This window comes from Micromonospora wenchangensis, assembly GCF_002210435.1.
Classification (GTDB): Bacteria; Actinomycetota; Actinomycetes; order Mycobacteriales; family Micromonosporaceae; genus Micromonospora; species Micromonospora wenchangensis.
Genome location: NZ_MZMV01000007.1, coordinates 1 through 23,007, shown reverse-complemented (window position 1 = coordinate 23,007; position 23,007 = coordinate 1). Strand labels below are relative to the sequence as shown.

Sequence of the window (23,007 nt, the reverse complement as noted above, 5' to 3'; positions counted from 1 at the left end):
TGTCGTGCCGGTCAGCGGACCCGGCCGTAGCCGGCGATGCTCATCATGTTCATCTTCCGCTTGAGCACGTTGCGCCCGGCACTCGGCGCGTCGATCACCTGACCGCTGCCGACGTAGAGCGCGACGTGCCCCAGCCCCGAATAGAAGACCAGGTCACCGGGGCGCAGCTCGCTACGGCTGACCCGGGAGGTGGCGTTCCACTGCATCGCCGCGTTGTGCGGCAGCCGCTTGCCGGCGGACCGCCAGGCGGCGAGCGTCAGGCCGGAGCAGTCGTACCCGCCGGGGCCCTCGGCCCCCCAGACGTACGGCTTGCCGATCGCCCCGTAGGCGTACCGGACGGCCGCCCCGGCACCGCCGGGGACGGCCGGCGTGTCGGGGGTGTCGGGTGGTGCGGCGCTCTTCGGCTTCTTCACCGGTGCCTCGGTCGCCCGACCGTACGCCGCCCGCCGCATCTCGTAGAGCTCCGCCAGGTCCTGCTCGATCCGCTTCTTGGTCTTGGTGAGCGCCTTCGACTGGGCGGCCTGCCTGGCGAGGGTGGCGTCGAGCTTGGTCTTCTGGTCGAGCAGCGCCCGCTGGTCGGCGGTGTACCCGTCGATCTGCTGTTGCCGCTGCCGGGTGAGCTGGTCGAGGGTGCCCAGCCGGTCGACCAGCGAGCCACCGGCCGGGTCGAGGATCGCCTCGGCCGTCCGCAGCCCGCCGGTCTTGTACGCGGTGGCCGCGATCTCGCCCACCGCCGCCCGGCTCTGGGCGGCCTGGGCCTCCAGCGGGCCGATCCTGGCGTGCAGGCCGGCCGCGGTGGCCTGGTTCGTCTTGATCTCCTCGTTGAGCTTGTTGTACGACTCGACGATCCGTTCCAGCTCGGCCGAGGACCGCTCGATCCGGGCGGTGAGGTCGGCGACCGAGGGCTCGGCCCGGACCGGTGCCGACGGGGCGATCAACGCGGCCGACAGGCCGGCGACCGCCAGGGTGCGCAGCAGCATCCGTAAGGACGACAAGAGCGGAAGACTCCTCTCCCACCGGTCACCGGAGGATGCTGAGCCCCCGGCGACACCGGCCCGGGCCCGTCCGGATGGACGGCCGTGTACCGAGCCGGCCCGATCAACCTAACCTGTGGCGGGAGTGACGCGCAGACAAAGTAGCGGCGAATGTTGGCCGAGCGCTCCGGCGGGTCGTTGTGGCAGGTGGAGCCGGTGATGCGGGGCGGACGGCCGACGGCCGGGTTCTGCGCGGTAGGCGAGGAAGGTCTGATTCGTCGTTCCAGGCGGATACCGGTGGGGATCGCGCAGTAATAGTCGGATAAAACCGGAATGGTGGTCAGATGCCGACGACGCGGTGACGTCGCGCTCGCCGGATGTGTCGGAAATCGGAGAGCGGCCCGGGCGGGTCGGCACCAGAATGGAGCCCCGGCCGGGAATCCCGCCGTACGCAGGTGGCGTGGTGGTGGGCGACCGGCTCCCGTCGGCCCCGGGAGGACGCCGTGCAGGCAGACCGCGCCAGCACCCGACCGCCACACTGGTCCCGACCGACCACCCTGCTCTACGCCCGGCCCGGCATCGTGGTGACCACCGAACGGTTCACCGCCGGCCGCAGCAGCTACGCCGTCGCCGACCTCACCCACCTGCGTACCGGCCGCGGGCCGCACGACCGGCTCGCCGCCCGGGTGGTCACCTGCGCCGCCGTCGGGGCGGGCACCGTCGGCGTCCTGCTCGGCTTCACCGGAGGGTTGGAACGGCTCACCGCCGGGGCGTACCTGGCGCTGGGCGTGGTGTGCCTGCTGCCCGTGCTGCTGGTGCTGCTCGGCGACCGCTGGCGGCCACCGCCCCACGAGCTGTACGGCCACTGCCACGGCACCGAGCTGCTGCTGTTCAGCAGCGACGACCGGGAGCAGTTCGAGCAGGTGGTCGACGCCCTGCACCAGGCCCGGGAGCAGCACCGCTATCCCGACGCCGACGACCCGTCGACCTCCGCCGGTTACTTCCGACCGGTGCGCTGAGGCCCGTCCGCGCGCCGACCGTCAGCGGCCGACCGGATCCGGCGTCCGGGTCGGCGCGGTCGCCCCCAGTTCGCGGGTCACCTTCCGCTCCGCGACGAACGACACGAACGGCACCGTGCCGGCGAGCATCACCAGCAGCATCCGCTTGAGCGGCCAGTCCACCCGCCGGCCCAGGTCGAAGGTGGCCGCCAGATAGAGCAGGTAGAGCCAGCCGTGCGCGGTGCCGACGACGGCCACCACGATCGGCTCGTCGAACACGTACTTCAGTGGCATGCCGATCAGCACCAGCACGGCCAGCGCCACGCCCACGATCCAGGCGATCACGCGGTACCGGGTAAGGGCTCCGCCCACCGTCGTCCGTCCTTCCGACCGGCCTCAGCCGGGATAGTCGCCGGGCCTCGCGCCCGGATTGGCGTTCAACCAGGTCAGGTAGCGGTTGTACGCGGCCAGGTCGGCGTCGTCCGCGCCGTCGACAGGTGTCGCCGGCACCCGGGCGACCCGCACCGGACGCCGTACCGCCGGGGTGCCCGGCGCGGGTGCGGCCGGCTCGGCCGGTGCCGCCCCGGCCGGCGGGGACGGCGGGCCGGGGGAGCGCAGCGCGTGCCGGACCTCCCGCCACCAGACGAAGACCACGAAACCGGCGAAGATCGGCCACTCCACCGCGTACGCCCAGCTCAGGGTGTTGCCGGAAGCGGCCCGGCTGATCTGCCACCAACCCAGCGCCAGGAATCCCGTGACCAGGACGACCAGGGCCACGTGGCGGGCGATCCACGCCGGTGTCCAGAGCCGCTTCATGCCGTCGAGGGTACCGGGAGGACCGGCGGTCTCCGACGCGACGTCGTAGTCGCCGCGCCGCCGGGCGGTCGCGGACGCCGCGCCGCTGGTTTGGTGCCAGCCCGGCTGGGCAACCGTCTAGTCAGCCAGCCCAGTCGAACCCGAGGGGGCGACATGACCGAATCAGTACACCGCTCCGGCGACTCCAGCACCGAACAGCGGATGCCGGAGTGGGACGGTGACCACGTCCACCGGGCCGCCACCGTGGTCAGCGAGACCGACGGCGAGCTGCTCGGGGTGGACCCGGCAGACCTCGCCGACGACGACCTGATCCGCGAGTTGCAGAGCCTGCACCGCACCCGGCTCGACACGCTGCGGCACGCCGCCGACTCGGCGCTCGCCAACCACCTGCGCCGCACCGCCGAGCTGGAGACCGAGTACCTGGCCCGGCACCCCGGCCGCGAGGTGGACCCGCACCGGCTCCGGGACGCCTGATGGGCACCCGCGCCGAGCGCGGCATGTCCGCGCCCCCGGAGGTGGTGTTCAGCACCGCCACCGACCCCGAACGGATCGACGCCTGGCTGCCCGGGGCGCTGCGGACCGACGGCCCGACCCCGAGCAGCCGCTCCGACGACGAACTGCACGCCCGCTGGGACGGCCCGGACGGGACGGCCGAGCTGCGGGTCGCCCCGGCCGACGCCGGTGGGGCCCGGGTCCGGCTGGACCTGCCCGCCGGCGCGGACGCCGGACTGGCCGACGAATCGCTTGTCAACCTCGAACGTGAGGTCGCCGAGAACCTGACCGCGGGGTGACCCCACCCGCCCATCCCGACGACACCGTCGCGCCGCACGCGACGGTGCGGACGACGAACGAGGAGACCCGGTGACCGACGGTGGTCTGAAGCAGAAGGTGGCGCGGCTGCGCCAGGCGTACGCGCCGCACGAGCACCGACCGCTGGGCGGCTACCTGGCGGCGATGGGCACGTACGCCGGGGTGACCGCCTCCATCGCGGCGCTGGTGAAGGCCACCGGCCGGCCGGTGCCCGAACGGCCCTCCCCGGGTGACGTGGTGCTGCTCGCCGTCGCCACCCACAAGCTGAGCCGGCTGCTGTCCAAGGACGCGGTGACCAGCCCGCTGCGGGCCCCGTTCACCCGCTACGACCGCCCGATCGGCAGCGGTGAGGTGATGGAACAGGTCCGGGACCAGGGCAGCTCCACCCGGCACGCGATCGGTGAGCTGCTGAGCTGCCCGTTCTGCCTGGCCGTCTGGGTGGCCACCGGGCTCACCGGCGGCCTGGTGCTGGCCCCCCGGCTGACCCGGCTGGTGGCGACCGCGCTGACCGCCGTCGCCGCGTCCGACTTCCTCCAGATGGGGTACGCGGTGGCGCAGCAGGCCGCCGAGGGTGGGCGGCACGACGAGCGGTGACCGCGCGGAAGGGGCCGGCGGATCGTGTCCGCCGGCCCCTTTCCGTCACCAGTCGCCGCCCACTCAGGTGGGGGTGGTGCCGTGGTCCTCGCCCGCCCAGCCGCGCGACGCCTCCGGCTCCCGCTCGTCGGCGTCCGCGCCGGTGATCACGTCGCGGTCGACCGCGGTCCGGTCGTGCTCGTTGGCGAAGTCCGGTTCGGGCAGGGTGTCCCGCCCCTCGGGGGGTTGGCCGAGGGCGGGCATCCGCTCGTGGTGCTCGGTCTGGTCGGACATCTCGATCTCCTCTCGCCGGCGTCGCCGGTCAGCCCGCCGACCCGCCCAGCAGGTCGGCCACCTCGTCCACCGCGTACTCCCCCTCGGGGAGGGCGGCGACCCGGGTGAGCAGCTCCGCCGGCAGGTCCGCGCTGACCGCCGAGCGGTAGATGTCGGCCTGGCTGAGCCGTTCCTGGCCGTGGTAGATCTCGTCCAGCAGCTCGTCGAGCTGCCGGATGTCCGGCTGGGCGGTCCCGGGCAGGTCGTCGGGCGTGGCGGCGTCGTCGGTCACCCCGCCCTGCTACCCGGGGCCGAAACGGTCAAACCCGTCAGGCCGGGGTGGGCAGGGCGGCCCGGCGGGCCCGCACCGCGACGGCGAGCTGCTCCAGCACCTCGGCCGTGGTGTCCCAGCCGATGCAGGCGTCGGTGACCGACCGGCCGTAGGTCAGCTCCCGGGTCGGGTCCAGGTCCTGGCGGCCCTCCAGGAGGAAACTCTCCAGCATGATGCCGACGATGCCGCGCTGCCCGGCGGCGAGCTGGGCGGCCACGTCGGCGGCCACCTTCGGCTGGTTGCGGTGGTCCTTGCCGCTGTTGGCGTGGCTGGCGTCGACCACCAGCCGCTCCGGCAGCCCGGCCGCCCGCAGCAGGTCCAACGCCCCGGCCACCGAGGCCGCGTCGTAGTTGGGTCGGCCCCCGCCGCCGCGCAGCACCAGGTGCCCGTCGGCGTTGCCCCGGGTGTGCATGATCGCCGGGGTGCCCGAGACGTCGATGCCGGGGAAGACGTGCGGCACCTCGGCGGCCCGGATCGCGTCCACCGCGGTGCCGATGCTGCCGTCGGGGCGGTTCTTCATGCCGATCGGCATGGACAGGCCGGAGGCGAGCTGCCGGTGCACCTGGCTCTCCACCGTCCGGGCGCCGATCGCGCCCCAGGCCACCGTGTCGGCGATGTACTGCGGGGTGATCGGGTCGAGGAACTCGCAGCCCACCGGGAGCCCCAACCGGACCACGTCGCGCAGCAGCGCCCGCGCGGTGCGCAGGCCGGTGTTCACGTCGCCGGAACCGTCGAGCGCCGGGTCGTTGATCAGGCCCTTCCAGCCGACCGTGGAACGCGGCTTCTCGAAGTAGACCCGCATCACCACCAGCAGGTCCTCGGCGTGCCGGTCGGCGGCCTCACGCAGCAGGTGGGCGTACTCCAGCGCCGCCGCCGGGTCGTGCACCGAGCACGGGCCGACCACGACCAGCAGGCGGTCGTCGGCGCGGTCGAGCACCCGGCCGACGTCGCGCCGGCCGGCCAGCACGGCCGAGGCCAGCGGCGGGTCCAGGGGCAGCTCGTGCAGGAGCAGGGCGGGGGTGGTCAGCGGCACGACACGGTCGATCCGTTGGTCGATGACCGCGCCGTTGTCCGGGGTGGGCCCGTTGTCCGGGGTCGTCACGGTGGGAGTCCTTCCGCCGACCGTGCCCGGGGCCGGTGCCCGGGTCGAGCCGGCTGCTCGTAAACAGAAGGGCAGGAAGCTCGAAGGCTCCTGCCCGGCCGGCTCGAAACGCGGTGACGTCAGCTCATGGTGAGGTCACCGGCTCCGCAGCCGGCTGCCTAAACCATGGATACGTACGCGTCACGCCGACAAGCGTACCCGAGGCGGAGGCAAGGACTCATCCGCCCGTCGGCCAACCCTCGCCTGACGTTCACCTCCGTCACTGCCACCGTCGGTAACTTCGGCGGCACCGCTCGCATCCCCCGGAGGTATCCGATGGACCGTCGTACCGTCCTGCGCGCCGCCGTCACCGGTGGGGCCGCCGCCTTCGCCGGCAGCCTCTGGTCCGGCGTCGCGTCGGCCGCACCGGCCCAACCGGGCACCGGTCCCTACGGGCCGCCCGGCGGCGCCGACGGCAACGGCATCCAACTCCCCGCCGGCTTCACCAGCCGGGTGATCGCCCGCTCCCGGCAGACGGTGCCGGGCACCTCGTACACCTGGCACCCCGCGCCCGACGGCGGGGCCTGCTTCGCCGCCGGCACCGGGTGGATCTACGTCTCGAACTCGGAGGTCACCCCGAGCGGCGGCGCGTCGGCGGTACGGTTCGCCGCCGACGGCACGGTCACCTCGGCGTACCGCATCCTGTCCGGGACCAACCAGAACTGCGCCGGTGGCGCGACGCCGTGGGGCACCTGGCTGTCCTGCGAGGAGATCAGCCGGGGCTTCGTCTACGAGACCTACCCGCAGGGCGGCACCGCCGCGGTGCAGCGCCCGGCGCTGGGCCGGTTCAAGCACGAGGCGGCGGCCGCCGACCCGGTCCGCCAGGTGGTCTACCTGACCGAGGACGAGACCGACGGCTGCTTCTACCGGTTCCGCCCCACCGTCTGGGGCGACCTCTCCGCCGGCACCCTGGAGGTGCTGGTCGCCGGCACCGCCACCAGCGGCGCGGTGAGCTGGGCCCGGGTGCCCGACCCGGACGGCTCGCCGACGGCGACCCGCGACCAGGTCGCCGGGGCGAAGCGGTTCACCGGCGGCGAGGGCTGCTGGTACGCCGACGGCACCTGCTGGTTCACCACCAAGGGCGACAACCGGGTCTGGGCGTACGACGCGGTCGGCCAGCGCATCGACCTGGCGTACGACGACTCGCTGGTGACCGGCGGCACCGCCCCGCTGACCGGGGTGGACAACATCACCGGCACCCGCTCCGGTGACCTCTACGTCGCCGAGGACGGCGGCAACATGGAGATCAACATGATCACCCCGAGCGGGGTGGTGACGCCGTTCCTGCGGATCACCGGGCAGTCCTCGTCGGAGATCACCGGTCCGGCGTTCTCCCCGGACGGCAGCCGGCTCTACTTCTCCTCCCAGCGCGGCACGGCCGGGATCTCCGCAGGTGGCATCACCTACGAGGTGCGCGGACCGTTCCGCTGACCCCGGCGGGGCCGGCGCGCGGGCGGGGGCCGTGCACCTGGGTGGCGGGTGCACCGGCGTGGCGGGCGTGGCGACTGGGTAACAGGGTGCGCATGACCCAGTTGCAGAGCGATCAGGACCGGGTGGAGTCGCGGGCCCACCTGCTGCCCGAGGAGGCAGCGGTCGGCAGCGACGACCCGCAGGCCCAGGCCGAGGCGATCCTCGCCGAGTCGGACCTCCGCGAGGCCGACCAGGGGGCCGCCCCCGACACGGTGCTGGAGCACCGCACCTCCGAAGAGACCGTCCCCCCGATCGAACCCCCCGACTGACCCGTCCGGCGGCTGGCCCGCCCCCCTGACCGACCCGATGTCGCCCATCCCGGCGGTGTCGACGCCGGCGGACACCGCACCGTCGGCACCGTCGGGCCGGTCAGGGGGGCGGGCCTCCCCGTCCGGGCGGTCGACCCCCCGGCGTGGCCGGGTGCTGACACGTCGCCACCGGGGCGTGGAGATCGGATAGCGTCGGGTCATGCCCGACAGCGGTTACCCCTGGCCCATCGAGACGACCCGACTGGACAACGGCCTGCGCGTGGTGGTGAGCGAGGACCGCACCGCCCCGGCGGTCGCGGTCAACCTCTGGTACGACGTGGGCTCCCGGCACGAGCCGACGGGACAGACCGGCTTCGCCCACCTCTTCGAGCACCTGATGTTCGAGGGCTCGGTCAACGTCGCCAAGACCGAACACATGAAACTGATCCAGGGTTCCGGTGGCTCGCTCAACGCCACCACCAACCCGGACCGGACGAACTACTTCGAGACCGTCCCGGCCGAACACCTCGAACTGGCCCTGTGGCTGGAGGCCGACCGGATGGGCGGGCTGGTCCCCGCGCTCACCCAGGAGACCCTGGACAACCAGCGGGACGTGGTCAAGAACGAGCGGCGGCAACGCTACGAGAACGTCCCGTACGGCGACGCCTGGCTGCGGCTGCTCCCGCTGCTCTACCCGCCGGGTCACCCCTACCACCACGCGACGATCGGGTCGATGGCCGACCTGAACGCCGCCGACCTGGCCACCTTCCAGGCGTTCCACCAGACCTACTACGCGCCCGACAACGCCGTGCTGACCGTGGTCGGCGACGCCACCGCCGCCGAGGTGTTCACGCTCGCGCAGCGGTACTTCGGGGCGATCCCGGCCCGCGGTGACATCCCGGCCGCGCCGGACGGGCACACGGTCGCCGGCACCGGTCGACCCGCCGTCGAGACGGTCACCGCCGACGTGCCGGCCGCCCGGGTCTACGTCGCACACCGCACCCACCCGTTCGGCAGCACCGGCTACGACGTGGCCACGGTGGCCGCCACCGTGCTCGGCAGCGGCCGGGGCAGCCGGCTCTACCAGCGGCTCGCCGACGGCGAACGGCTCGCCCAACCCGACCTCGTCGGGGCGTACGGGGTGGACCTGGCGCACGCACCGGCACCGGTGATCGCCACCGCCACCGCCCGCCCCGGGGTGAGCGCCGAACGGCTCGCCGCCGGGGTCGCCGAGGTGGTCGACGAACTCGCCACCGTGCCGGTCACCGCCACCGAACTCGACCGGGCCAAGGCCCTGCTCAGCACCGCCTGGTGGCGGCAGATGTCCACGGTGGACGGCCGGGCCGACGCGCTCGGCCGGTACGCCACCCAGTTCGGCGACCCGGCGAGGACCGCCGACCGGCTGCCCGGCTGGCTGTCGGTGACCGCCGGGCAGATCGCCGAGCTGGCCGCCGACGTGCTCACCCCGGCCGACCGGGTGACCCTGACCTACCTGCCGGAGGAGACCCGATGACGCTGATCACCACCCGGCCGGGTCCGGGCACCGCCCGCCCGTACCGGTTCCCGAGCGTGGTCCGGCGGGACGTCGCCGGTGGCCGGGTGGTCGCCGCGCACCTGCCCGGCCAGAACCTCGCCGTCGCGCTGCTGCTGCTCGACGCGGGTGCCGGCCGGGAACCGGTAGGCAAGGAGGGCCTCGGCGCGGTGCTGGCCAAGGCGCTGGAGGAGGGCACCGCGCAGCGGGACGCCACCGCGTTCGCGCTGGCCGTCGAGGGCCTCGGCACCGAACTGGCCACCGGGCTGGACTGGGACAGCTTCCAGGTCAGCGTCCAGGTGCCGGTGGACCGGCTCGGCGCGGCGGTGGAACTGCTCGCCGAGGCGGTGCGGACGCCCCGGCTCGACCCCGACGACGTGCGCCGGGTCCGCGACGACGAGGCGACCGCGCTGCGGATGGACTGGGCCAACCCCGGCCCGCGCGCCGACGCGGTGCTGCGCGCCGACCTGTTCGGCGCGGACAACAGGTGGGGCCGCCCGCTCTACGGCGACCCCGGCTCGGTGGCCGGCCTCGACGTGGAGGACGTCACCGTCTTCCACTCCGAGTGGTTCCTGCGTCCCGGCACCCTGATCGTCGCCGGTGACCTGGACCGCCTCGACCTCGACGCGCTGGGCGCGGCGGCGTTCGCCGGCACCGGCGGCGGCCCCGCCGAGCAGGGCGGCCCGATCGAGGTGCCGCTGCCCGCCGGTCGGCGGATCATCCTGGTGGACCGGCCCGGCTCGGTGCAGTCCACGCTGCGGCTGGGGCACCCGGCGCCGCACCGCGCCCACCCCGACCACGTGCCGATGACGCTCGCCGGCACCGTGCTGGGCGGGGCGTTCACCTCCCGGCTCAACCACCTGATCCGCGAGGTACGCGGCTACACGTACGGCATCCGGGGCGACTTCGCCTCGTCCCGCCGGTTCGGCCGGTTCGCGGTCAGCTCCGGCGTGCAGACGGCGGTGACCGCGCCGGCCCTGGTCGAGGCGGTCGGCGAGATCAGCCGTACCCGGGCCGGCGGGGTGACCGAGGACGAGTTGGCGGTGGCCCGGTCCTGGCGGGCCGGGCAGCTCTCGGTCGAGTTGCAGAGCCCCCGGGCGATCGCCTCGGCGTTGACCACCCTGGTCGTGCACGACCTGCCCGACGACTACCACGCCCGGCTGCGGGAGGCGCTGCTCGCCGCCGACGTCGCGCAGGTCTCCGCGGCCGCCGCCACCCACCTGCACCCGGAGGCGTTGACCCTGGTCATCGAGGGCGACGCGGCGGCGATCCGGGACGAGCTGGTCGCCTCCGGGCTCGGCGAGGTGACCGACCACGTCGGCTGACCGGCGTCGGCGCGACCGGGGCGGTGTGATTCCGGTCGCGCCGCCCCGTCAGCGCCGGGCCGGGCCGGCGGCGCGGATGCTGCGGCCGGACGGCCCGGTCACGGCCGATCTTCCGGGGCGTCGGGGCGTACCGTCGGGTGGTTTCCGGTACGGCGACCGGCACCGGCGGTGACCGGACGGGCGGGCGGCGACCCGGGCGGTGGGAAAGACTTCCCGGTCCGGGCCTGCGGCTGGGTAGCCTCGCGGGCATGAGGATCGGCATTGTGGGAGCCACCGGCCAGGTCGGTGGGGTCATGCGGCAGGTGTTGGCGGAACGCGAGTTCCCGGCGGAGCAGGTGCGGTTGTTCGCCTCGGCCCGGTCGGCCGGGCGTGCCCTGCCCTGGCGGGACGGCGAGGTCACCGTGGAGGACGCGGCCACGGCCGACTACTCCGGGCTGGACATCGTGCTGTTCTCCGCCGGCAAGGGCACCGCGAAGGAGCTGGCCCCCCGGGTCGCCGCGACCGGCGCGGTGGTGATCGACAACTCGTCGGCGTTCCGCACCGACCCGCAGGTGCCGCTGGTCGTCGCCGAGGTCAACCCGCACGCCCTGGCCGACCGGCCGAAGGGCATCGTCGCCAACCCGAACTGCACCACGATGGCCGCGATGCCGGTGCTGCGCCCGCTGCACGACGAGGCCGGCCTGGTCAGCCTGGTCGTCGCCACCTACCAGGCGGTGTCCGGGGCCGGCCTGGCCGGGGTCGCCGAGCTGGACGAGCAGGTCCGCAAGGTCGTCGAGGGGGCCACCGCGCTGACCCACGACGGGTCGGCCGTCGAGTTCCCCGCGCCGCGCTCGTTCGCCCGGCCGATCGCCTTCAACGTGCTCCCGCTGGCCGGTTCGATCGTCGACGACGGCTCGTTCGAGACCGACGAGGAGCAGAAGCTGCGCAACGAGAGCCGCAAGATCCTGGAGATCCCCGAGCTGAAGGTCTCCGGCACCTGCGTACGGGTGCCCGTGTTCACCGGCCACTCGTTGCAGATCAACGCCCGGTTCGCCAGGCCGATCACCCCGCAGCGGGCCCGGGAACTGCTCGACGGCGCGCCGGGGGTGGCGCTGTCGGACGTCCCGACGCCGTTGCAGGCGGCCGGCCAGGACCCGACGTACGTCGGCCGGCTGCGCGCCGACGAGACCGTCGAGCACGGCCTCGCGCTGTTCTGCGCCAACGACAACCTGCGCAAGGGCGCCGCGCTGAACGCCGTGCAGCTCGCCGAACTGGTCGCCGCCGAACTGCGCTGAGCAGGGTGTTACCTGCTCGGGGTCGGCGGGTAGACCGCCGTGCCGACACCGAGAGGGGAGCACCATGACAACGGTCGGAGAGTTCATGACGACCCGGTTGGTGACGATGGACGGCAACGACACCCTCGCCGCCGCCGCGCAGGAGATGCGGCACAGCGCGATCGGCGACGTGGTGGTGACCAACGGCGACGACGTCGTCGGAATCGTGACGGACCGGGACATCACCGTGCGGGGGGTCGCCGAGGACCGCGACCCGGACCGCACCCGGCTCCAGGAGATCATCAGCCGGGACGTGATCACGGTCAGCCAGTACGACGACGCGGTCGCCGCCGCCGACCTGATGCGCACCTACGCCGTACGCCGGTTGCCGGTGGTCGACGACGGTCGGCTGGTGGGCCTGGTGTCGGTGGGTGACCTCGCGGTGGAACGGGAACCCCAGTCGGTGCTCGCCGACATCAGCGCCGACGACCCCAACAACTGACGTCCGTCGCACCGACGCCGGCCCCCGGAACCGTCCGGGGGCCGGCGTCGTCGTGCGTGCCGGTCGGGCTCACCCGATCCGGGCGAGGTTGACGCCGGGCGGGGCGGGGACCCCGTGCGGGTACCGGCAGGTCGATGCCGGGTACCGGCAGGTCGATGCGACGACGGGGGAGAGGGCCCGATGGTGGACGCGACCACGAGGTTCTTCGAGAGCCTGAACCGGCGGGATCACGAACCGCTGCTGGACAAGGCGGCCGGGACGGTGCGTTTCGATCTGCACGAGGGGGCGCAGACCACCCACTGGCTGCTGCGGGTGGACCGGGGCAGGCTCACGGTCAGCCAGGAGGACCGGGAGGCCGACACGGTCATCGGCACCACGCCGGCGCTGTTCGAGGAGATGGCCGCGGGGCGGGAGAACGGCCTGGCGGCGGTGCTGCGCGGCGACATGACGGTGACCGGTGACGCCCGGCTGGTGGTGCAGATCGAACGGATCTTCCCCGGTTCCCCGGACGCGCAGGGGCCGCGCCGGCTCCACCATCGGGAGGTGCGGTGATGGGACAGAGCAACACGATCCGGATCCTGGACGGCAACACGTTCGTCGTCTCGGAGGAGACCGGTGACATCGAGGCCACGCCGACCGAGCCGACCGGGCTGTTCTCCCTGGACATGCGGTTCCTGTCCCGCTGGGTGCTCACGGTCAACGGGGAACGGCTCAACGCGCTGTCCTACGACGACCTCCAGTACTACGAGGCGCGGTTCTTCCTGGTGCCCGGGATGGCCACCCACTACGTCGACGCCAAGCTGTCGATCATCCGGGAGCGGGCGGTCGGCGGCAGCTTCCGCGAGAAGCTGACCATCCTCAACCACGACGAGAAGGCGGTCGACCTGGAGATCCGGATGGACGCCGGGGCCGACTTCGCCGACCTCTTCCAGGTCAAGGACGAGATCCTCAACAAGAAGGGCGAGCTGTACGCCGAGGCCGAGTCCGACCGGCTGCGGCTGGGCTACCGGCGGGGCAACTTCGTGCGGGAGACGGTCATCTCGTCGTCCCGGCCGGCCCGCTACGACCGCAACGGGTTCGCGTACTCGGTGCACCTGGAACCCAACGAGCAGTGGGACGCCGAGATCGACGTGCAGACCTTCGCGCTCGGCCCCGGGGGGCGTGACCTGCGGCTCGGGGTGACGGCGCACGGCAACGAACGGCTCGCCCTCCAGCACGACCTCCAGGAGTGGATCGCGAAGGCCCCGAAGGTCAACAGCGAGCACGACCGGGTGGCCGCCACCTACCGGCGCAGCCTGGTCGACCTGGCGGCGCTGCGGTTCGCGCCACTGTCGCTCGGCGGCCAGACCCTGCCCGCCGCCGGCCTGCCCTGGTTCATGACGATGTTCGGCCGGGACAGCATCCTGACCTGCCTCCAGGTGTTGCCGTTCGCCCCCGAGCTGTCCAAGACCACGCTGCGCATCCTGGCGTCGCTACAGGGCAGCCGGTTCGACGACTTCCGCGACGAGGACCCGGGCCGCATCCTGCACGAGATGCGCTACGGCGAGACTGCCGCGTTCGAGGAGCAGCCGCACTCGCCGTACTACGGCTCGGTGGACGCCACCCCGCTGTTCGTGGTGCTGCTCGACGAGTACGAGCGGTGGAGCGGTGACGTCGCCCTGGTCAAGGAGTTGGAACGGGAGTGCCGGGCCGCGTTGAGGTGGATCGACGACTACGCCGACCTGGCCGGCAACGGCTACGTCTGGTACGAGCGGCGCAACACCGAGACCGGCCTGGAGAACCAGTGCTGGAAGGACTCCTGGGACTCCATCTCGTACGCCGACGGCAGCCTGCCGCCGTTCCCCCGGGCCACCTGCGAGGTGCAGGGGTACGCCTACGACGCCAAGCTGCGGGCGGCCCGGATGGCCCGGGAGTTCTGGGGTGACCCGGCGTTCGCCGACCGGCTGGAGCAGGAGGCCGCGGCGTTGAAGGAGCGCTTCAACCGGGACTGGTGGGTGGCCGACGGGGAGTTCTACGCGTTGGCCCTGGACCCGGACGGCCGGCAGTGCGACGTGCTCAGCTCCAACATCGGGCACCTGCTGTGGAGCGGGATCGTCGACCACGACCGGGCCGAGAAGATCGCCCGGCACATGGTCGGGCCCCGGCTGTTCACCGGTTGGGGCGTGCGCACCCTCGCCGAGGGAGAGGTGCGGTACAACCCGATCGGCTACCACAACGGCACGATCTGGCCGTTCGACAACTCGTTCATCGCCTGGGGGCTGCGGCGGTACGGCTTCGCCGAGGAGGCCGCCACCATCGCCAGCGGCATCCTCGACGCGGCGACGTACTTCGACGGGCGGCTGCCCGAGGCGTTCGGCGGCTATCCCCGGGAGCAGACGAAGTTCCCGGTGGAGTACCCGACGGCGTGCAGCCCGCAGGCCTGGTCGACGGGGGCGCCGCTGCTGCTGCTGCGCACCATGCTCGGGTTGGAGCCGCACGAGGGGCACCTGGCGGTGGAGCCGGTGCTGCCGGTCGGGATGGGACGGATCGAGGTGTTGGACATCCCGGGTCGCTGGGGACGGGTGGACGCCTTCGCCCGGGGCCGCCTCGATCTGCACCAACTGGCCGACTGACGGTGCGGGGTAAGGTACGCGGATGCCGGAACTCGTGTACCCGCCCGTGATCGCCACCGCCAAGACGCTGTTCCGGGTCCTCGACCTGCGTCTGACCGTCGACGGTGACCACCACGTCCCGCGTACCGGCGGGGCCGTGCTGGCCAGCAACCACGTCAGCTACCTCGATTTCATCTTCTGCGGGTACGGGGCGCACCCGTCCCGGCGGCTGGTGCGGTTCATGGCCAAGCACGACGTCTTCGCGCACAAGGTGTCCGGCCCGCTGATGCGCGGCATGAAGCACATCCCGGTGAACCGGGCGGCGGGGGTCGGCTCGTACAACACGGCCGTGGACGCGCTGCGGCGCGGCGAGGTGGTGGGCGTCTTCCCCGAGGCGACGATCAGCCGCTCGTTCACGGTGAAGGAGCTGAAGAGCGGGGCGGCCCGGATGGCGCAGACGGCGGAGGTGCCGCTGGTGCCGGTGGCGCTGTGGGGGACGCAGCGGCTCTGGACCAAGGGCCGGCCGAAGACGCTGACCCGGCGGCACACCCCGATCACCATCCTGCTGGGCGAGCCGATGGACCCGGCGGCATACCCGGACGCCAACACGATGACGGCGGAGCTGAAGACCCGGCTGACCGCGCTCGTCGACCGGGCCCAGCAGGAGTACCCCGACAAGCCGGCCGGCCCGGACGACTCCTGGTGGCAGCCGGCGCACCTGGGCGGCACCGCGCCCACCCTCCGGGAGGCCGCCGAACTGGACCGCCGGCCCCGCCGCTCGACCGCATCCTGACCGTCAGCTACCGACCGCGTCCTGACCGGCGGGCTGGGGAACCCGGTAGTAGTCGTCGCGGGAGAGGAACTCCACCGGCAGCGACCCCGGCAGGGTCACCCGCGCCTCACCGGTCAGCGGCGGGGCGGTCGCCCGGCGGATGAGCACGTCCCGCTCCGGCGGGGCCAGCTCCACCAGCTCGGGGCGGGTGACCCGGAAGCAGGCCACCGTCCGGCGGATCAGCCGGGCCAGCTCGGTCACCGGGCCCACCGCGCCGCCCAGCGCCAGGGCCGGCTGCTGGATCGTCCGCAGCGCGTCACAGACCACCAGCAGTTCCGCCTCGGCGGTGCCCTGTGCCGTGGGCCGGCCGGTGGCGCGCAGCTCCAGCCGGGACGGCCACTGCCAGCGGACCTGCCCGCTGACCAGGCGCGGCAGCCGGACGTTGCGCCGGTGCCGGACCCCCGTCGCGTCGATCTTCCCGGCGACCAGGGCCAGGTCACCGGCGAGGCAGACGTAGGCGAGCCGGCGGTCGGTGACGGTGATCGAGGCGGGGCCGGGCAGCACCCAGTGCCGGCGGGCGCCGGTCGGGCTGATCAGGCAACCGGCCACCGACGTCGGATACCGGCCGAGCACCCGTTCGCCGGGTTCCGGGACGAGTTCGTAACGCCTGTCGAGCACGGGAGCGGAATCGTTCTCCGGCGCATCGAACCGGTGCGGTGCGATGAAGAACGGGGACATGTTCTCGCGCATCGTGACGACCTCCCCCGCGCAGTGGTCTCCTGGCGTCCCAGCCTCGCCGAGTCGTGACGGGCTGTCATGACACCCGTTAGGGGGTCGGCCGGTCGTTCGACGCCTGTGACCGGTAGATGCCGATCTCCTCCGGCCGGATGAGACCGTCCTCGATCGCCCGGGCCAGTAACGCCGCCTTCGTGGCGGCCGGTCTACCCGCCCGGGTGTACTTGATCCGGGCCCGGTCCACGTATTGTTTGACGGTGTGCTCGCTGATCTGCATCCGGCGGGCCACCGACGCCTTCGACATCGACTGGAACCACAGCAGCAGCGCTTCCCGCTCCTTGTCCGACAGGGCCGGACGGTCCGGGCGCGGATCGCCCACCATCGCCCCGGCCAGGGCCGGCGGCACGTACGGGCGGTCGCTGGCGGCGGCCAGCACCGTGGCCACGCAGTGTTCCCGCCCCTCGTGCTTGGCCAGGAACGCGGTCGCCCCCGCGTCGAGCGCGGCGAGCATCGTCGCCGGGTCGGTGTGCTCGGAGTACACCACCACCCGCCGGCCGTCGGCGCTCAGCTCGGCCAGCTTGTCCAGCACCATCCGCCCGCGCAGCCGCAGATCCAGCAGGATCACGTCGGCCTCGGGGGCGGCGCGTAGCACCAGGTCCGGGTCGTCGCCGGTGGCGAGCACCCGCAGCCGGGGCTCGGTGGACAGCCAGGCCCGCACACCGTCGATCACCACCGGATGGTCGTCGACGATCGACACACCGACCGGGCGCTCCCCGCTCATGGCCTGCGCCATCGGGTCTGCGTCCACCTGATCTCCCCGTCCCGCTCATGTACGTGTTCCACCTGGTCGTCGTCGGCCGGGGTGGTCGGCGGATCGGCCGCCCCCGGGCCCTGTCCGTCCGGGGTGACCAGACTGACCGCCACCTCGTCGGGGCCGGCCACCACGGTCAGCCGGGCCCAACCGGTGGCATCGGCCAGGGCGGCGGCCAGCGGGTCGGCCAGCCGTCGACGGACCTCCACCGGCAGGGGCGGTGGCGTGCCGATGGCGATCAGCTCGATCGGCAGCCCGTTGCGTTCGGCCAGGTCGGCGGCGGCCCGCAACTCGTGCAGCAGCGGGTCCGGCACGTCGTCGGACTCGGCGATCAGCCGACGCAGCCGGGTCGCGGCGAGCACGCACCGCCGTTGCACGAACGGGTCGCCCGGGTCGGCACGACCGTCGGCCAGTTCCGCCAACACCTGCTCGGCGGCACCGCCGACCAGCGCCAGCCGGGCCCGCCGGTCCGCCCAGGCCCGTTCGGCGGCGTCCCGTTCGGCGCGGACGGCGAGGGTCGCCGTGGCGGTGGCGGCGCGTTCCCGGGCGAGGGTGGCGATCACCGCCGCACCGGTGAAGACCGCCACCGGCAGCGACGAGGTGCCGTAGACGTACATCGCGTAGCGGGTCAGGTCGGCGGGGGCGGTCGCCCCGTCGCCGACCAGCGCGGCGAGCGCGATCGCCGCGTGCCCGGCCAGCAGGACGATCATCCAGCGGATCGGGCGACCCCACAGCACCACCACGAGGAACCAGGCCAGCCCCGTCCACGCCCAGTTCGCGGCGGCGAAGAGCTGCTCCCGGCCGGCCGCCGCGAAGACCGCCGCGTCGACCGCCAGCAGGGCCGCCGCCAGCGGCAGCGCCGGTGGCGGCAGGCCGTGCAGCAGCCGGTGTGCGGCGTACCCGCCGATGGCGCAGGCGGCCAGCCAGCCGGCCGCGACCACTGTGGGGGCGGCCAGCGTCGACCAGGCGCCGAGCACCGCCGGCAGCCCGATCGCGAGATGCCACACCAGGGCGATGGCCACCGCCGCGATCCGGGCCCCCCGGTCCGAGGCCCGGCCCACGTCCGCCGCCGGGCCGTCGGCCGCCGCCGGGTCCGCCGTCCCGGGCACCGGCCGGGGTACGCGGACCGGCGCGGTCGCGCCGAGACCGGCCGCGCCGAGACCGGTGGTGTCGAGACCGTTCGCGCCGAGACGGTTCGCGCTGCGGCCAGTCGTGCTGAAGTCAGTCGACATGCGGCCACTCCAGCCTGATCCGGGTGCCCACGCCAGGGGCGGAAGTCACCACCGCCCGGCCGCCGACCTCGGCCATCCTGCCCCGGATCGACTCGCGTACCCCGTACCGGTGCAGGGGGACGGCGGCCGGGTCGAAACCGGGACCGTCGTCGACCACCTCGACCGCGATGCCGCCGTGGTCGCGGCCGAGCCGCACGGTCACGGCGGCGTCCGGCGCGTGCCGGGCCACGTTGGCCAGCGCGGCGGCGGTGGCGTCGACCAGGGCGGCCGTCACCCCCGCCGGGGCGGCGCAGGGCGGCAGCGTGGCCGTCGCCCGTAACTGCGGGTGGGTGGCGAGCAGCGCGCGCAGGCCGGCGTCGACGTCGACCGGGCCGGTGTCGGCCGGCTCGCCCGCCGGGGCGGACCGGGCGTGCGCGAGGCGGACCAGGGTACGCAGGTCGGCGGCGGCCCGGTCGCGTAACGCCGCCGAGCCGGCCGGCAGGGCGCCCAGCCCGACCATGGTGAGCGTGGCCAGGACGGTGTCGTGCAGGTCCCGGTTCTGCCGCCGTTCCACCTCACGGGCCGTGCGGGCCAGCACCACGTCCCGGCGCAGGCGCTGGAAGTCGGCGAAGGCGGTGTCGGCCCGGCCGATCCAGCGGCGCATCACCGCCGCCATCATCGCCGCGCAGGCCGTCTGCATGAGCAGGGTCGCCGCGTGCGCGCCGGCCTCGACGGTGTTGCCGGCGACCGAGGTGCCGACCGCGTAGCCGGCGGTGACCAGCAGGCCCGCCGGCACCGACCAGCGGGCCGGCGCGGTGGCCTGCGCGTTGATCACGGTGGTGCTGGCCAGCACGGCGAGCCAGCTACCCTCGCCGGGCAGCACCTCCGGGGCGACCAGCACCGGGGCCAGCAGGCTCGCCGCGACGGTGACCGTGACGTCCCCGGCGACGAGCCCCGGGCCGATGCCGACCCGCAGGGCCCGCGCCGCGTACCACAGCGACCAGCAGGTGAGCGCGGCCACGGCGGCCAGCAGCAGCGGCACCCGCACCGGTGGGGTACGCACCGCGAGCGCGGTCACCGCACCGAACAGCCCGCAGGTCAACCGCAGCAGCGCCGGCAGGGTGGTGAAGATGAGCTGGAGCGCGCCACCGGCCGGCCGCTCCAGTAACGACGGTGACGAGGTCGGAGCGGGTAGGGCCGACATCGGGGGGAGTGCGTCCTTCGGGCGGTGACCCGTCCGGGTCTGCTCGGCGGTGCATCGAAGCCGGAGAATAGCATGAGCTGCCCTAACTGTTAACCTTTGGTGTGCGGCGTGTCGCGTTGCGTTCGGTCAACGTGTCGGGCATGACTCGGCGTCGGTCAGCGGCGGAGCCACTCCAGGGCGGCCGGTGCGCCGCCGAGCACCGACAGGTGCCCGTCGTCGTCGGTGATCCGCAGATCGGCCGCCGGGCAGACCCCGGCCAGCCAGCGGCTGTGGCTGGCCGGCACCACCCGGTCCCGCCCGCCGTGCAGCAGCAGCACCGGGACGGTCACCCCGGCCGGGTCGAAGCCCCACGGGGTGACGTAGGCGAGGTCGTCGTCGACCAGGCCGTCCGGGCCGCCCCGCACCGCCGGACCCACCACCTCGTCGAGCCAGGCCCACGGCCCGGCCAGGGTGGCCAGGTCGGCGGGGGTGAACTCCGGGTCGTAGTCGGTGTCGGACGCGGCGTGCCGCTCCTTGACCGCCCGGCCCTGCGTGGCGGCCCGCAGCGAGGCCTGCCCGGACGGCGTCATCCCGGCGAACCAGTCGAGCCCGGCCGCGCCGTAGGGGGCGAGCCCGGCGACGGCGACGACGGCGACCACCCGGTCGGGGTGCAACGCGCCGCTGGCCAGCGCGTGCGGCGCACCGCCGGAGTGACCCACGGTGGCGTACCGGTCCAGGCCCAGCGCGTCGGCGAGCCGGGCGACGTCGGCGGCGGCCGAGGCCACGTCCCGCCCGGGGCGTCGGGTGGAACCGCCGTAGCCGGGGCGGTCGTAGGACACCCAGCGCAGGCCGAGCCGGTCGGCGGCGGCGAACAGCGGGGCCGGCGGTGCGCCGATGTTGGGGGTGCCGTGGTGCCAGACCACCGGCAGCCGACCGGTGCCGTCGTCGCCGGTGTCGTAGACGTGCAGGGTGCCGCCGTCCGGCAGTGGCACGTCGCGCTCGCGCGGCCCGGCCGGGCCGCTCACTGGCCGACCCAGCCGGCCGGGTTGTTGAACGACTCGCGGGAGATGCCGGAGCCGGTGTGGGGCCAGTCGCCGAACCGCCTGTCGTGCAGGTGGGCGAAGAAGTAGCAGATGCCCTGGAGGTGGGCGTCGGGCACCGCCCGGGTCGGGTCGGCCCGGACCGCCTGGTAGAACTCCCGACCCAGCGCCACCACGTGACCCCGGGCGTAGAGGAAACCGTCGTCGGAGCCGTCGACCACCGCGTGCACGTCGGCCCGGTCGATGTCGTACAGCTTGCGTTCGACGACCCGGTCGAGGGCGGTCAGCTCGGGGCTGGACAGGTCGGCGCAGAGCTGGCCCAACTGGTCGAGGAAGGCGTCCCGCCAGCCGTCGAACGCGTACGCGTCGTCGTCGGAGGCGGCCCGGTCGCGGGTGAGCAGCGCCCGGCGCAGCGCGGCCGGCTCGGGGCCGAGCCGCTCCCAGGCGGCCTCCACCAGAGCCCAGAACCGGGCCTCCTCCTCGGCCGTGGGCAGGCGGTTCGCGGTTTCCGTGTCACTCATGGGCAGCACCGTAGCGGGCGGCCCCGACGTTCTCCGGGCATCCCCGCGCCGTAGGTGCTGCCGACGCCGGGGCCGCCCACCCGGGCGGGCGGCCCCGCCGGGGTTCAGCGCGGTCCGTGGGGTACCGCGCGGACGAAGGTGGACCAGGCGGCCGGGTCGAACCGTAACGCCGGGCCGGCCTGGTCCTTGCTGTCCCGTACGCCGATCAGGCCGGGCAGGTTGTCGGCCACCTCGACGCAGTTGCCGCCGCTCCCGCCGCTGCGGGTGCTCTTGCGCCAGACGGCCCCGGCCAGGTCAGTCATGCTCGCTCCTCGATGATCGCCCGGATGATTTTCTCTGTTGCCGCCTCGTCGGCCGCGAGCGTCTCCAGGTCGGCCCAGACGCGGTCGTAGGCGGCGACCTCCGCCGGCTTGTCCAGATAGAGCGCGCCGGTGATGTTCTCCAGATAGACGGTAGTCGGCTCCGTCGATGCCCGCCCGAACGCCTGCGGGAAGTCCAGCAGGACGAAGGTGCCCGTCTCGCTGGCCAGCGGCGGCCCGGCGGTGAACGGCAGGACGCGCAGGCTCACGTTGGGCAGGGTGGCCATGTCGAGCAGGTGCCGTAACTGCCCGGCCATCGCCTGCCGGTCGGGCAGGGTGCGCCGCAGCACCGCCTCGCTCAGCACCACCTTGAGGGTGGGCGCGCTGGGCAGCCGGCGGGTCAGGACGTGCTGGCGCTGCATCCGTACCTCGACGAGCTTTTCGCGTTCGGCCGGACTCATGGTGGGATTCTTGCGACGGAACAGTTCTGCCGCGTACTCGCGGGTCTGGAGCAGGCCCGGGATCAGTTCCGAATCGTATTGACGCAGCGTCGACGCCGACGATTCGAGGCCGACGTAGAGCGAGAACCAGGACGGGACCACGTCGCCGTAGGAATGCCACCAGCCCTTGGCGCGGGTCTCCCGGGCGAGCCCGGCGACGATGGACGTCATTTCCTCGGGCACCCGGTACATCGCACACATGGCGCGGGCGTCCACCACCCGCACCGGCACCAGACCCTTCTCGATGCGCCACACCTTCTGCCGGGAGCAGTCCAACCCCTCGGCCGCGCTGTCCAGGGAGACCGAGGCGTCCTCACGGAGCTGGGTGAGCAGCCGGCCGAGCTGCCGCCGGGGGACGGTGGAACCGCTTGTTTCCTCCGTCATGCAACATCACCGCACCCCTGGTGCAACAACAATTGTTTCCCCTCCGCCATTTCTCTCCTCCGTTCCTCGCGCGTCAAATCGACCCGACATTAGGGGGAGGGTGAGGTGTTGCGCAAGGTGTCGGTCGTGTCGCACTGTGTGAATCGCCGGACGGTGATCTGGGGCGTGGAGAAAAGGCGTCGACAATAGCCCGCTGTCCCGCTCGTTGCGAATAGCGCGCGGGCGGGGCGGCGCTATTTCCGGAAAGGACACCCGATGTGTGCCACCTGCGAGCGCGCAGCCCCGCCCGGGGCGGCGTCGTGACGGCCCGCCGCGAGGTGCCGCTGCTGGTCCGGCTCGCCTGGGACTGCCTGGACCAGCACCGGCACCGGCGGTGCGGGAAGTGCGCCGAGGCCGGGTTCTGCCCGGTGGTGGAGGCCGCCCGGCACCGGATCAGGGAATGGCGCAGGTTCCGGCACGTCTGGGGGCGGCGGTGAGGGCACCGCTGCCGAAGGCGGGTGACCTGGTGGACGTGGGCCGGGCGGCCAGTGTGCAGTTCGTCAGGCCGATCAGGTGCCGGGTGATCCGGGTGCTCGACTGGATCACCTACGACGGATGGTGCTGGCTCGACGTCTACCAGCTCGACGCCAAGGGGGACGCGGTGCTCCGGCGCTCGATCTTCGTACGGCCGGCGGGGTTGGTGACGGTGCGGCCCGCGCCGGTGCCGCGCGCGCCG

Annotated in this window: 29 protein-coding genes; 15 read left to right on the top strand and 14 right to left on the bottom strand. The window is 73.6% G+C overall.

Going from position 1 to position 23,007, the window contains the following annotated elements; genetic code table 11:
* Positions 1-11: 11 nt before the first annotated feature.
* Positions 12-995, bottom strand: coding sequence for a C40 family peptidase (locus tag B5D80_RS05725; RefSeq protein WP_088642724.1), 984 nt, complete (start codon positions 993-995; stop codon positions 12-14).
* A gap of 482 nt (positions 996-1,477) precedes the next feature.
* Here B5D80_RS05725 and B5D80_RS05720 point away from each other — a divergent pair, with 482 nt between their 5' ends.
* The gene (locus B5D80_RS05720) at positions 1,478-1,993 is read left to right on the top strand and encodes a DUF6232 family protein (protein ID WP_088642839.1); all 516 of its coding nucleotides are present in this window, start codon (positions 1,478-1,480) and stop codon (positions 1,991-1,993) included.
* Between the two features lie 21 nt (positions 1,994-2,014).
* On the opposite strand, the gene B5D80_RS05715 is transcribed toward B5D80_RS05720, so the two are convergent.
* Both B5D80_RS05715 and B5D80_RS05710 read right to left on the bottom strand, forming a co-directional pair.
* Positions 2,015-2,344, bottom strand: coding sequence for a DUF3817 domain-containing protein (locus tag B5D80_RS05715; protein WP_088642723.1), 330 nt, complete (start codon positions 2,342-2,344; stop codon positions 2,015-2,017).
* 24 nt (positions 2,345-2,368) lie between these two features.
* Complete coding sequence (locus B5D80_RS05710; RefSeq protein ID WP_088642722.1) at positions 2,369-2,788, bottom strand: hypothetical protein; 420 nt, start codon at positions 2,786-2,788, stop codon at positions 2,369-2,371.
* Positions 2,789-2,941: 153 nt separating this feature from the next.
* Between B5D80_RS05710 and B5D80_RS05705 the strand changes: the two genes are divergently transcribed.
* The 3 genes from B5D80_RS05705 to B5D80_RS05695 all read left to right on the top strand — a co-directional run bounded on the left by B5D80_RS05705 (position 2,942) and on the right by B5D80_RS05695 (position 4,192).
* Positions 2,942-3,262, top strand: coding sequence for a DUF6158 family protein (locus tag B5D80_RS05705; RefSeq protein ID WP_088642721.1), 321 nt, complete (start codon positions 2,942-2,944; stop codon positions 3,260-3,262).
* Positions 3,262-3,579 (top strand): SRPBCC family protein, encoded by a 318-nt coding sequence (locus B5D80_RS05700; RefSeq protein WP_088642720.1) that lies wholly within the window; start codon positions 3,262-3,264, stop codon positions 3,577-3,579. The genes B5D80_RS05705 and B5D80_RS05700 overlap by 1 nt, the downstream gene beginning before the upstream one ends.
* A gap of 70 nt (positions 3,580-3,649) precedes the next feature.
* Positions 3,650-4,192: a DUF1360 domain-containing protein gene (locus B5D80_RS05695; protein ID WP_088642719.1), complete on the top strand. Its 543-nt coding sequence runs from the start codon at positions 3,650-3,652 to the stop codon at positions 4,190-4,192.
* Between the two features lie 63 nt (positions 4,193-4,255).
* Here B5D80_RS05695 and B5D80_RS05690 read toward each other — a convergent pair whose 3' ends face one another.
* The 3 genes from B5D80_RS05690 to B5D80_RS05680 are packed head-to-tail and all read right to left on the bottom strand — an operon-like array spanning position 4,256 to position 5,877.
* Positions 4,256-4,465 carry a hypothetical protein gene (locus tag B5D80_RS05690; protein ID WP_088642718.1) on the bottom strand — a complete coding sequence of 70 codons (210 nt, stop codon included), beginning with the start codon at positions 4,463-4,465 and terminating at the stop codon, positions 4,256-4,258.
* 28 nt (positions 4,466-4,493) lie between these two features.
* Positions 4,494-4,736, bottom strand: a complete 243-nt coding sequence (locus B5D80_RS05685) for a hypothetical protein (protein WP_088642717.1) — start codon at positions 4,734-4,736, stop codon at positions 4,494-4,496.
* 37 nt (positions 4,737-4,773) lie between these two features.
* On the bottom strand, positions 4,774-5,877 hold the full coding sequence (locus tag B5D80_RS05680) for a 3-deoxy-7-phosphoheptulonate synthase (RefSeq protein WP_088642716.1): 1,104 nt from the start codon (positions 5,875-5,877) through the stop codon (positions 4,774-4,776).
* 315 nt (positions 5,878-6,192) lie between these two features.
* Here B5D80_RS05680 and B5D80_RS05675 point away from each other — a divergent pair, with 315 nt between their 5' ends.
* The 9 genes from B5D80_RS05675 to B5D80_RS05635 all read left to right on the top strand — a co-directional run bounded on the left by B5D80_RS05675 (position 6,193) and on the right by B5D80_RS05635 (position 15,629).
* Positions 6,193-7,347, top strand: a complete 1,155-nt coding sequence (locus tag B5D80_RS05675) for an alkaline phosphatase PhoX (RefSeq protein ID WP_088642715.1) — start codon at positions 6,193-6,195, stop codon at positions 7,345-7,347.
* A 92-nt stretch (positions 7,348-7,439) separates the two neighbouring features.
* On the top strand, positions 7,440-7,655 hold the full coding sequence (locus B5D80_RS05670; RefSeq protein ID WP_088642714.1) for a hypothetical protein: 216 nt from the start codon (positions 7,440-7,442) through the stop codon (positions 7,653-7,655).
* A 199-nt stretch (positions 7,656-7,854) separates the two neighbouring features.
* The gene (locus tag B5D80_RS05665) at positions 7,855-9,147 is read left to right on the top strand and encodes a M16 family metallopeptidase (protein ID WP_088642713.1); all 1,293 of its coding nucleotides are present in this window, start codon (positions 7,855-7,857) and stop codon (positions 9,145-9,147) included.
* Positions 9,144-10,490, top strand: coding sequence for a M16 family metallopeptidase (locus tag B5D80_RS05660; protein WP_088642712.1), 1,347 nt, complete (start codon positions 9,144-9,146; stop codon positions 10,488-10,490). The genes B5D80_RS05665 and B5D80_RS05660 overlap by 4 nt, the downstream gene beginning before the upstream one ends.
* Positions 10,491-10,738: 248 nt before the next feature.
* On the top strand, positions 10,739-11,764 hold the full coding sequence (locus B5D80_RS05655; RefSeq protein ID WP_088642711.1) for an aspartate-semialdehyde dehydrogenase: 1,026 nt from the start codon (positions 10,739-10,741) through the stop codon (positions 11,762-11,764).
* A 64-nt stretch (positions 11,765-11,828) separates the two neighbouring features.
* Positions 11,829-12,245, top strand: coding sequence for a CBS domain-containing protein (locus tag B5D80_RS05650; RefSeq protein ID WP_088642710.1), 417 nt, complete (start codon positions 11,829-11,831; stop codon positions 12,243-12,245).
* Between the two features lie 180 nt (positions 12,246-12,425).
* Complete coding sequence (locus tag B5D80_RS05645) at positions 12,426-12,797, top strand: SCP2 sterol-binding domain-containing protein (RefSeq protein ID WP_088642709.1); 372 nt, start codon at positions 12,426-12,428, stop codon at positions 12,795-12,797.
* Positions 12,797-14,857 carry an amylo-alpha-1,6-glucosidase gene (locus B5D80_RS05640; protein ID WP_088642708.1) on the top strand — a complete coding sequence of 687 codons (2,061 nt, stop codon included), beginning with the start codon at positions 12,797-12,799 and terminating at the stop codon, positions 14,855-14,857. The genes B5D80_RS05645 and B5D80_RS05640 overlap by 1 nt, the downstream gene beginning before the upstream one ends.
* Before the next feature lie 22 nt (positions 14,858-14,879).
* The gene (locus tag B5D80_RS05635; RefSeq protein ID WP_088642707.1) at positions 14,880-15,629 is read left to right on the top strand and encodes a lysophospholipid acyltransferase family protein; all 750 of its coding nucleotides are present in this window, start codon (positions 14,880-14,882) and stop codon (positions 15,627-15,629) included.
* A gap of 3 nt (positions 15,630-15,632) precedes the next feature.
* Here the strand turns inward: B5D80_RS05635 and B5D80_RS05630 are convergent, their stop codons facing one another.
* The 8 genes from B5D80_RS05630 to B5D80_RS05595 all read right to left on the bottom strand — a co-directional run bounded on the left by B5D80_RS05630 (position 15,633) and on the right by B5D80_RS05595 (position 22,292).
* On the bottom strand, positions 15,633-16,358 hold the full coding sequence (locus B5D80_RS05630; RefSeq protein WP_088642706.1) for a hypothetical protein: 726 nt from the start codon (positions 16,356-16,358) through the stop codon (positions 15,633-15,635).
* A 76-nt stretch (positions 16,359-16,434) separates the two neighbouring features.
* Entirely contained in the window at positions 16,435-17,151 is a 717-nt protein-coding gene (locus B5D80_RS05625; protein WP_088642705.1) for a response regulator, read from the bottom strand.
* Complete coding sequence (locus B5D80_RS05620; protein ID WP_245854267.1) at positions 17,121-18,386, bottom strand: hypothetical protein; 1,266 nt, start codon at positions 18,384-18,386, stop codon at positions 17,121-17,123. The genes B5D80_RS05625 and B5D80_RS05620 overlap by 31 nt, the downstream gene beginning before the upstream one ends.
* Positions 18,376-19,569 carry a sensor histidine kinase gene (locus B5D80_RS05615; RefSeq protein ID WP_088642704.1) on the bottom strand — a complete coding sequence of 398 codons (1,194 nt, stop codon included), beginning with the start codon at positions 19,567-19,569 and terminating at the stop codon, positions 18,376-18,378. The genes B5D80_RS05620 and B5D80_RS05615 overlap by 11 nt, the downstream gene beginning before the upstream one ends.
* 155 nt (positions 19,570-19,724) lie before the next feature.
* Positions 19,725-20,573 (bottom strand): alpha/beta fold hydrolase, encoded by an 849-nt coding sequence (locus B5D80_RS05610; RefSeq protein ID WP_211291409.1) that lies wholly within the window; start codon positions 20,571-20,573, stop codon positions 19,725-19,727.
* On the bottom strand, positions 20,570-21,109 hold the full coding sequence (locus B5D80_RS05605) for a DUF4240 domain-containing protein (protein WP_088642703.1): 540 nt from the start codon (positions 21,107-21,109) through the stop codon (positions 20,570-20,572). Before B5D80_RS05605 ends, B5D80_RS05610 begins: the two co-directional genes overlap by 4 nt.
* 104 nt (positions 21,110-21,213) lie before the next feature.
* Complete coding sequence (locus B5D80_RS05600) at positions 21,214-21,411, bottom strand: DUF397 domain-containing protein (protein WP_088642702.1); 198 nt, start codon at positions 21,409-21,411, stop codon at positions 21,214-21,216.
* Positions 21,408-22,292 carry a helix-turn-helix domain-containing protein gene (locus tag B5D80_RS05595; RefSeq protein WP_088642701.1) on the bottom strand — a complete coding sequence of 295 codons (885 nt, stop codon included), beginning with the start codon at positions 22,290-22,292 and terminating at the stop codon, positions 21,408-21,410. The genes B5D80_RS05600 and B5D80_RS05595 overlap by 4 nt, the downstream gene beginning before the upstream one ends.
* 257 nt (positions 22,293-22,549) lie before the next feature.
* On the opposite strand from B5D80_RS05595, the gene B5D80_RS05590 reads away from it, so the two are divergent.
* Complete coding sequence (locus B5D80_RS05590) at positions 22,550-22,768, top strand: hypothetical protein (RefSeq protein WP_088642700.1); 219 nt, start codon at positions 22,550-22,552, stop codon at positions 22,766-22,768.
* Positions 22,732-23,007: hypothetical protein (locus B5D80_RS05585; RefSeq protein WP_144081596.1), on the top strand; the 276-nt coding region annotated here is incomplete at its 3' end. The genes B5D80_RS05590 and B5D80_RS05585, both read left to right, overlap by 37 nt.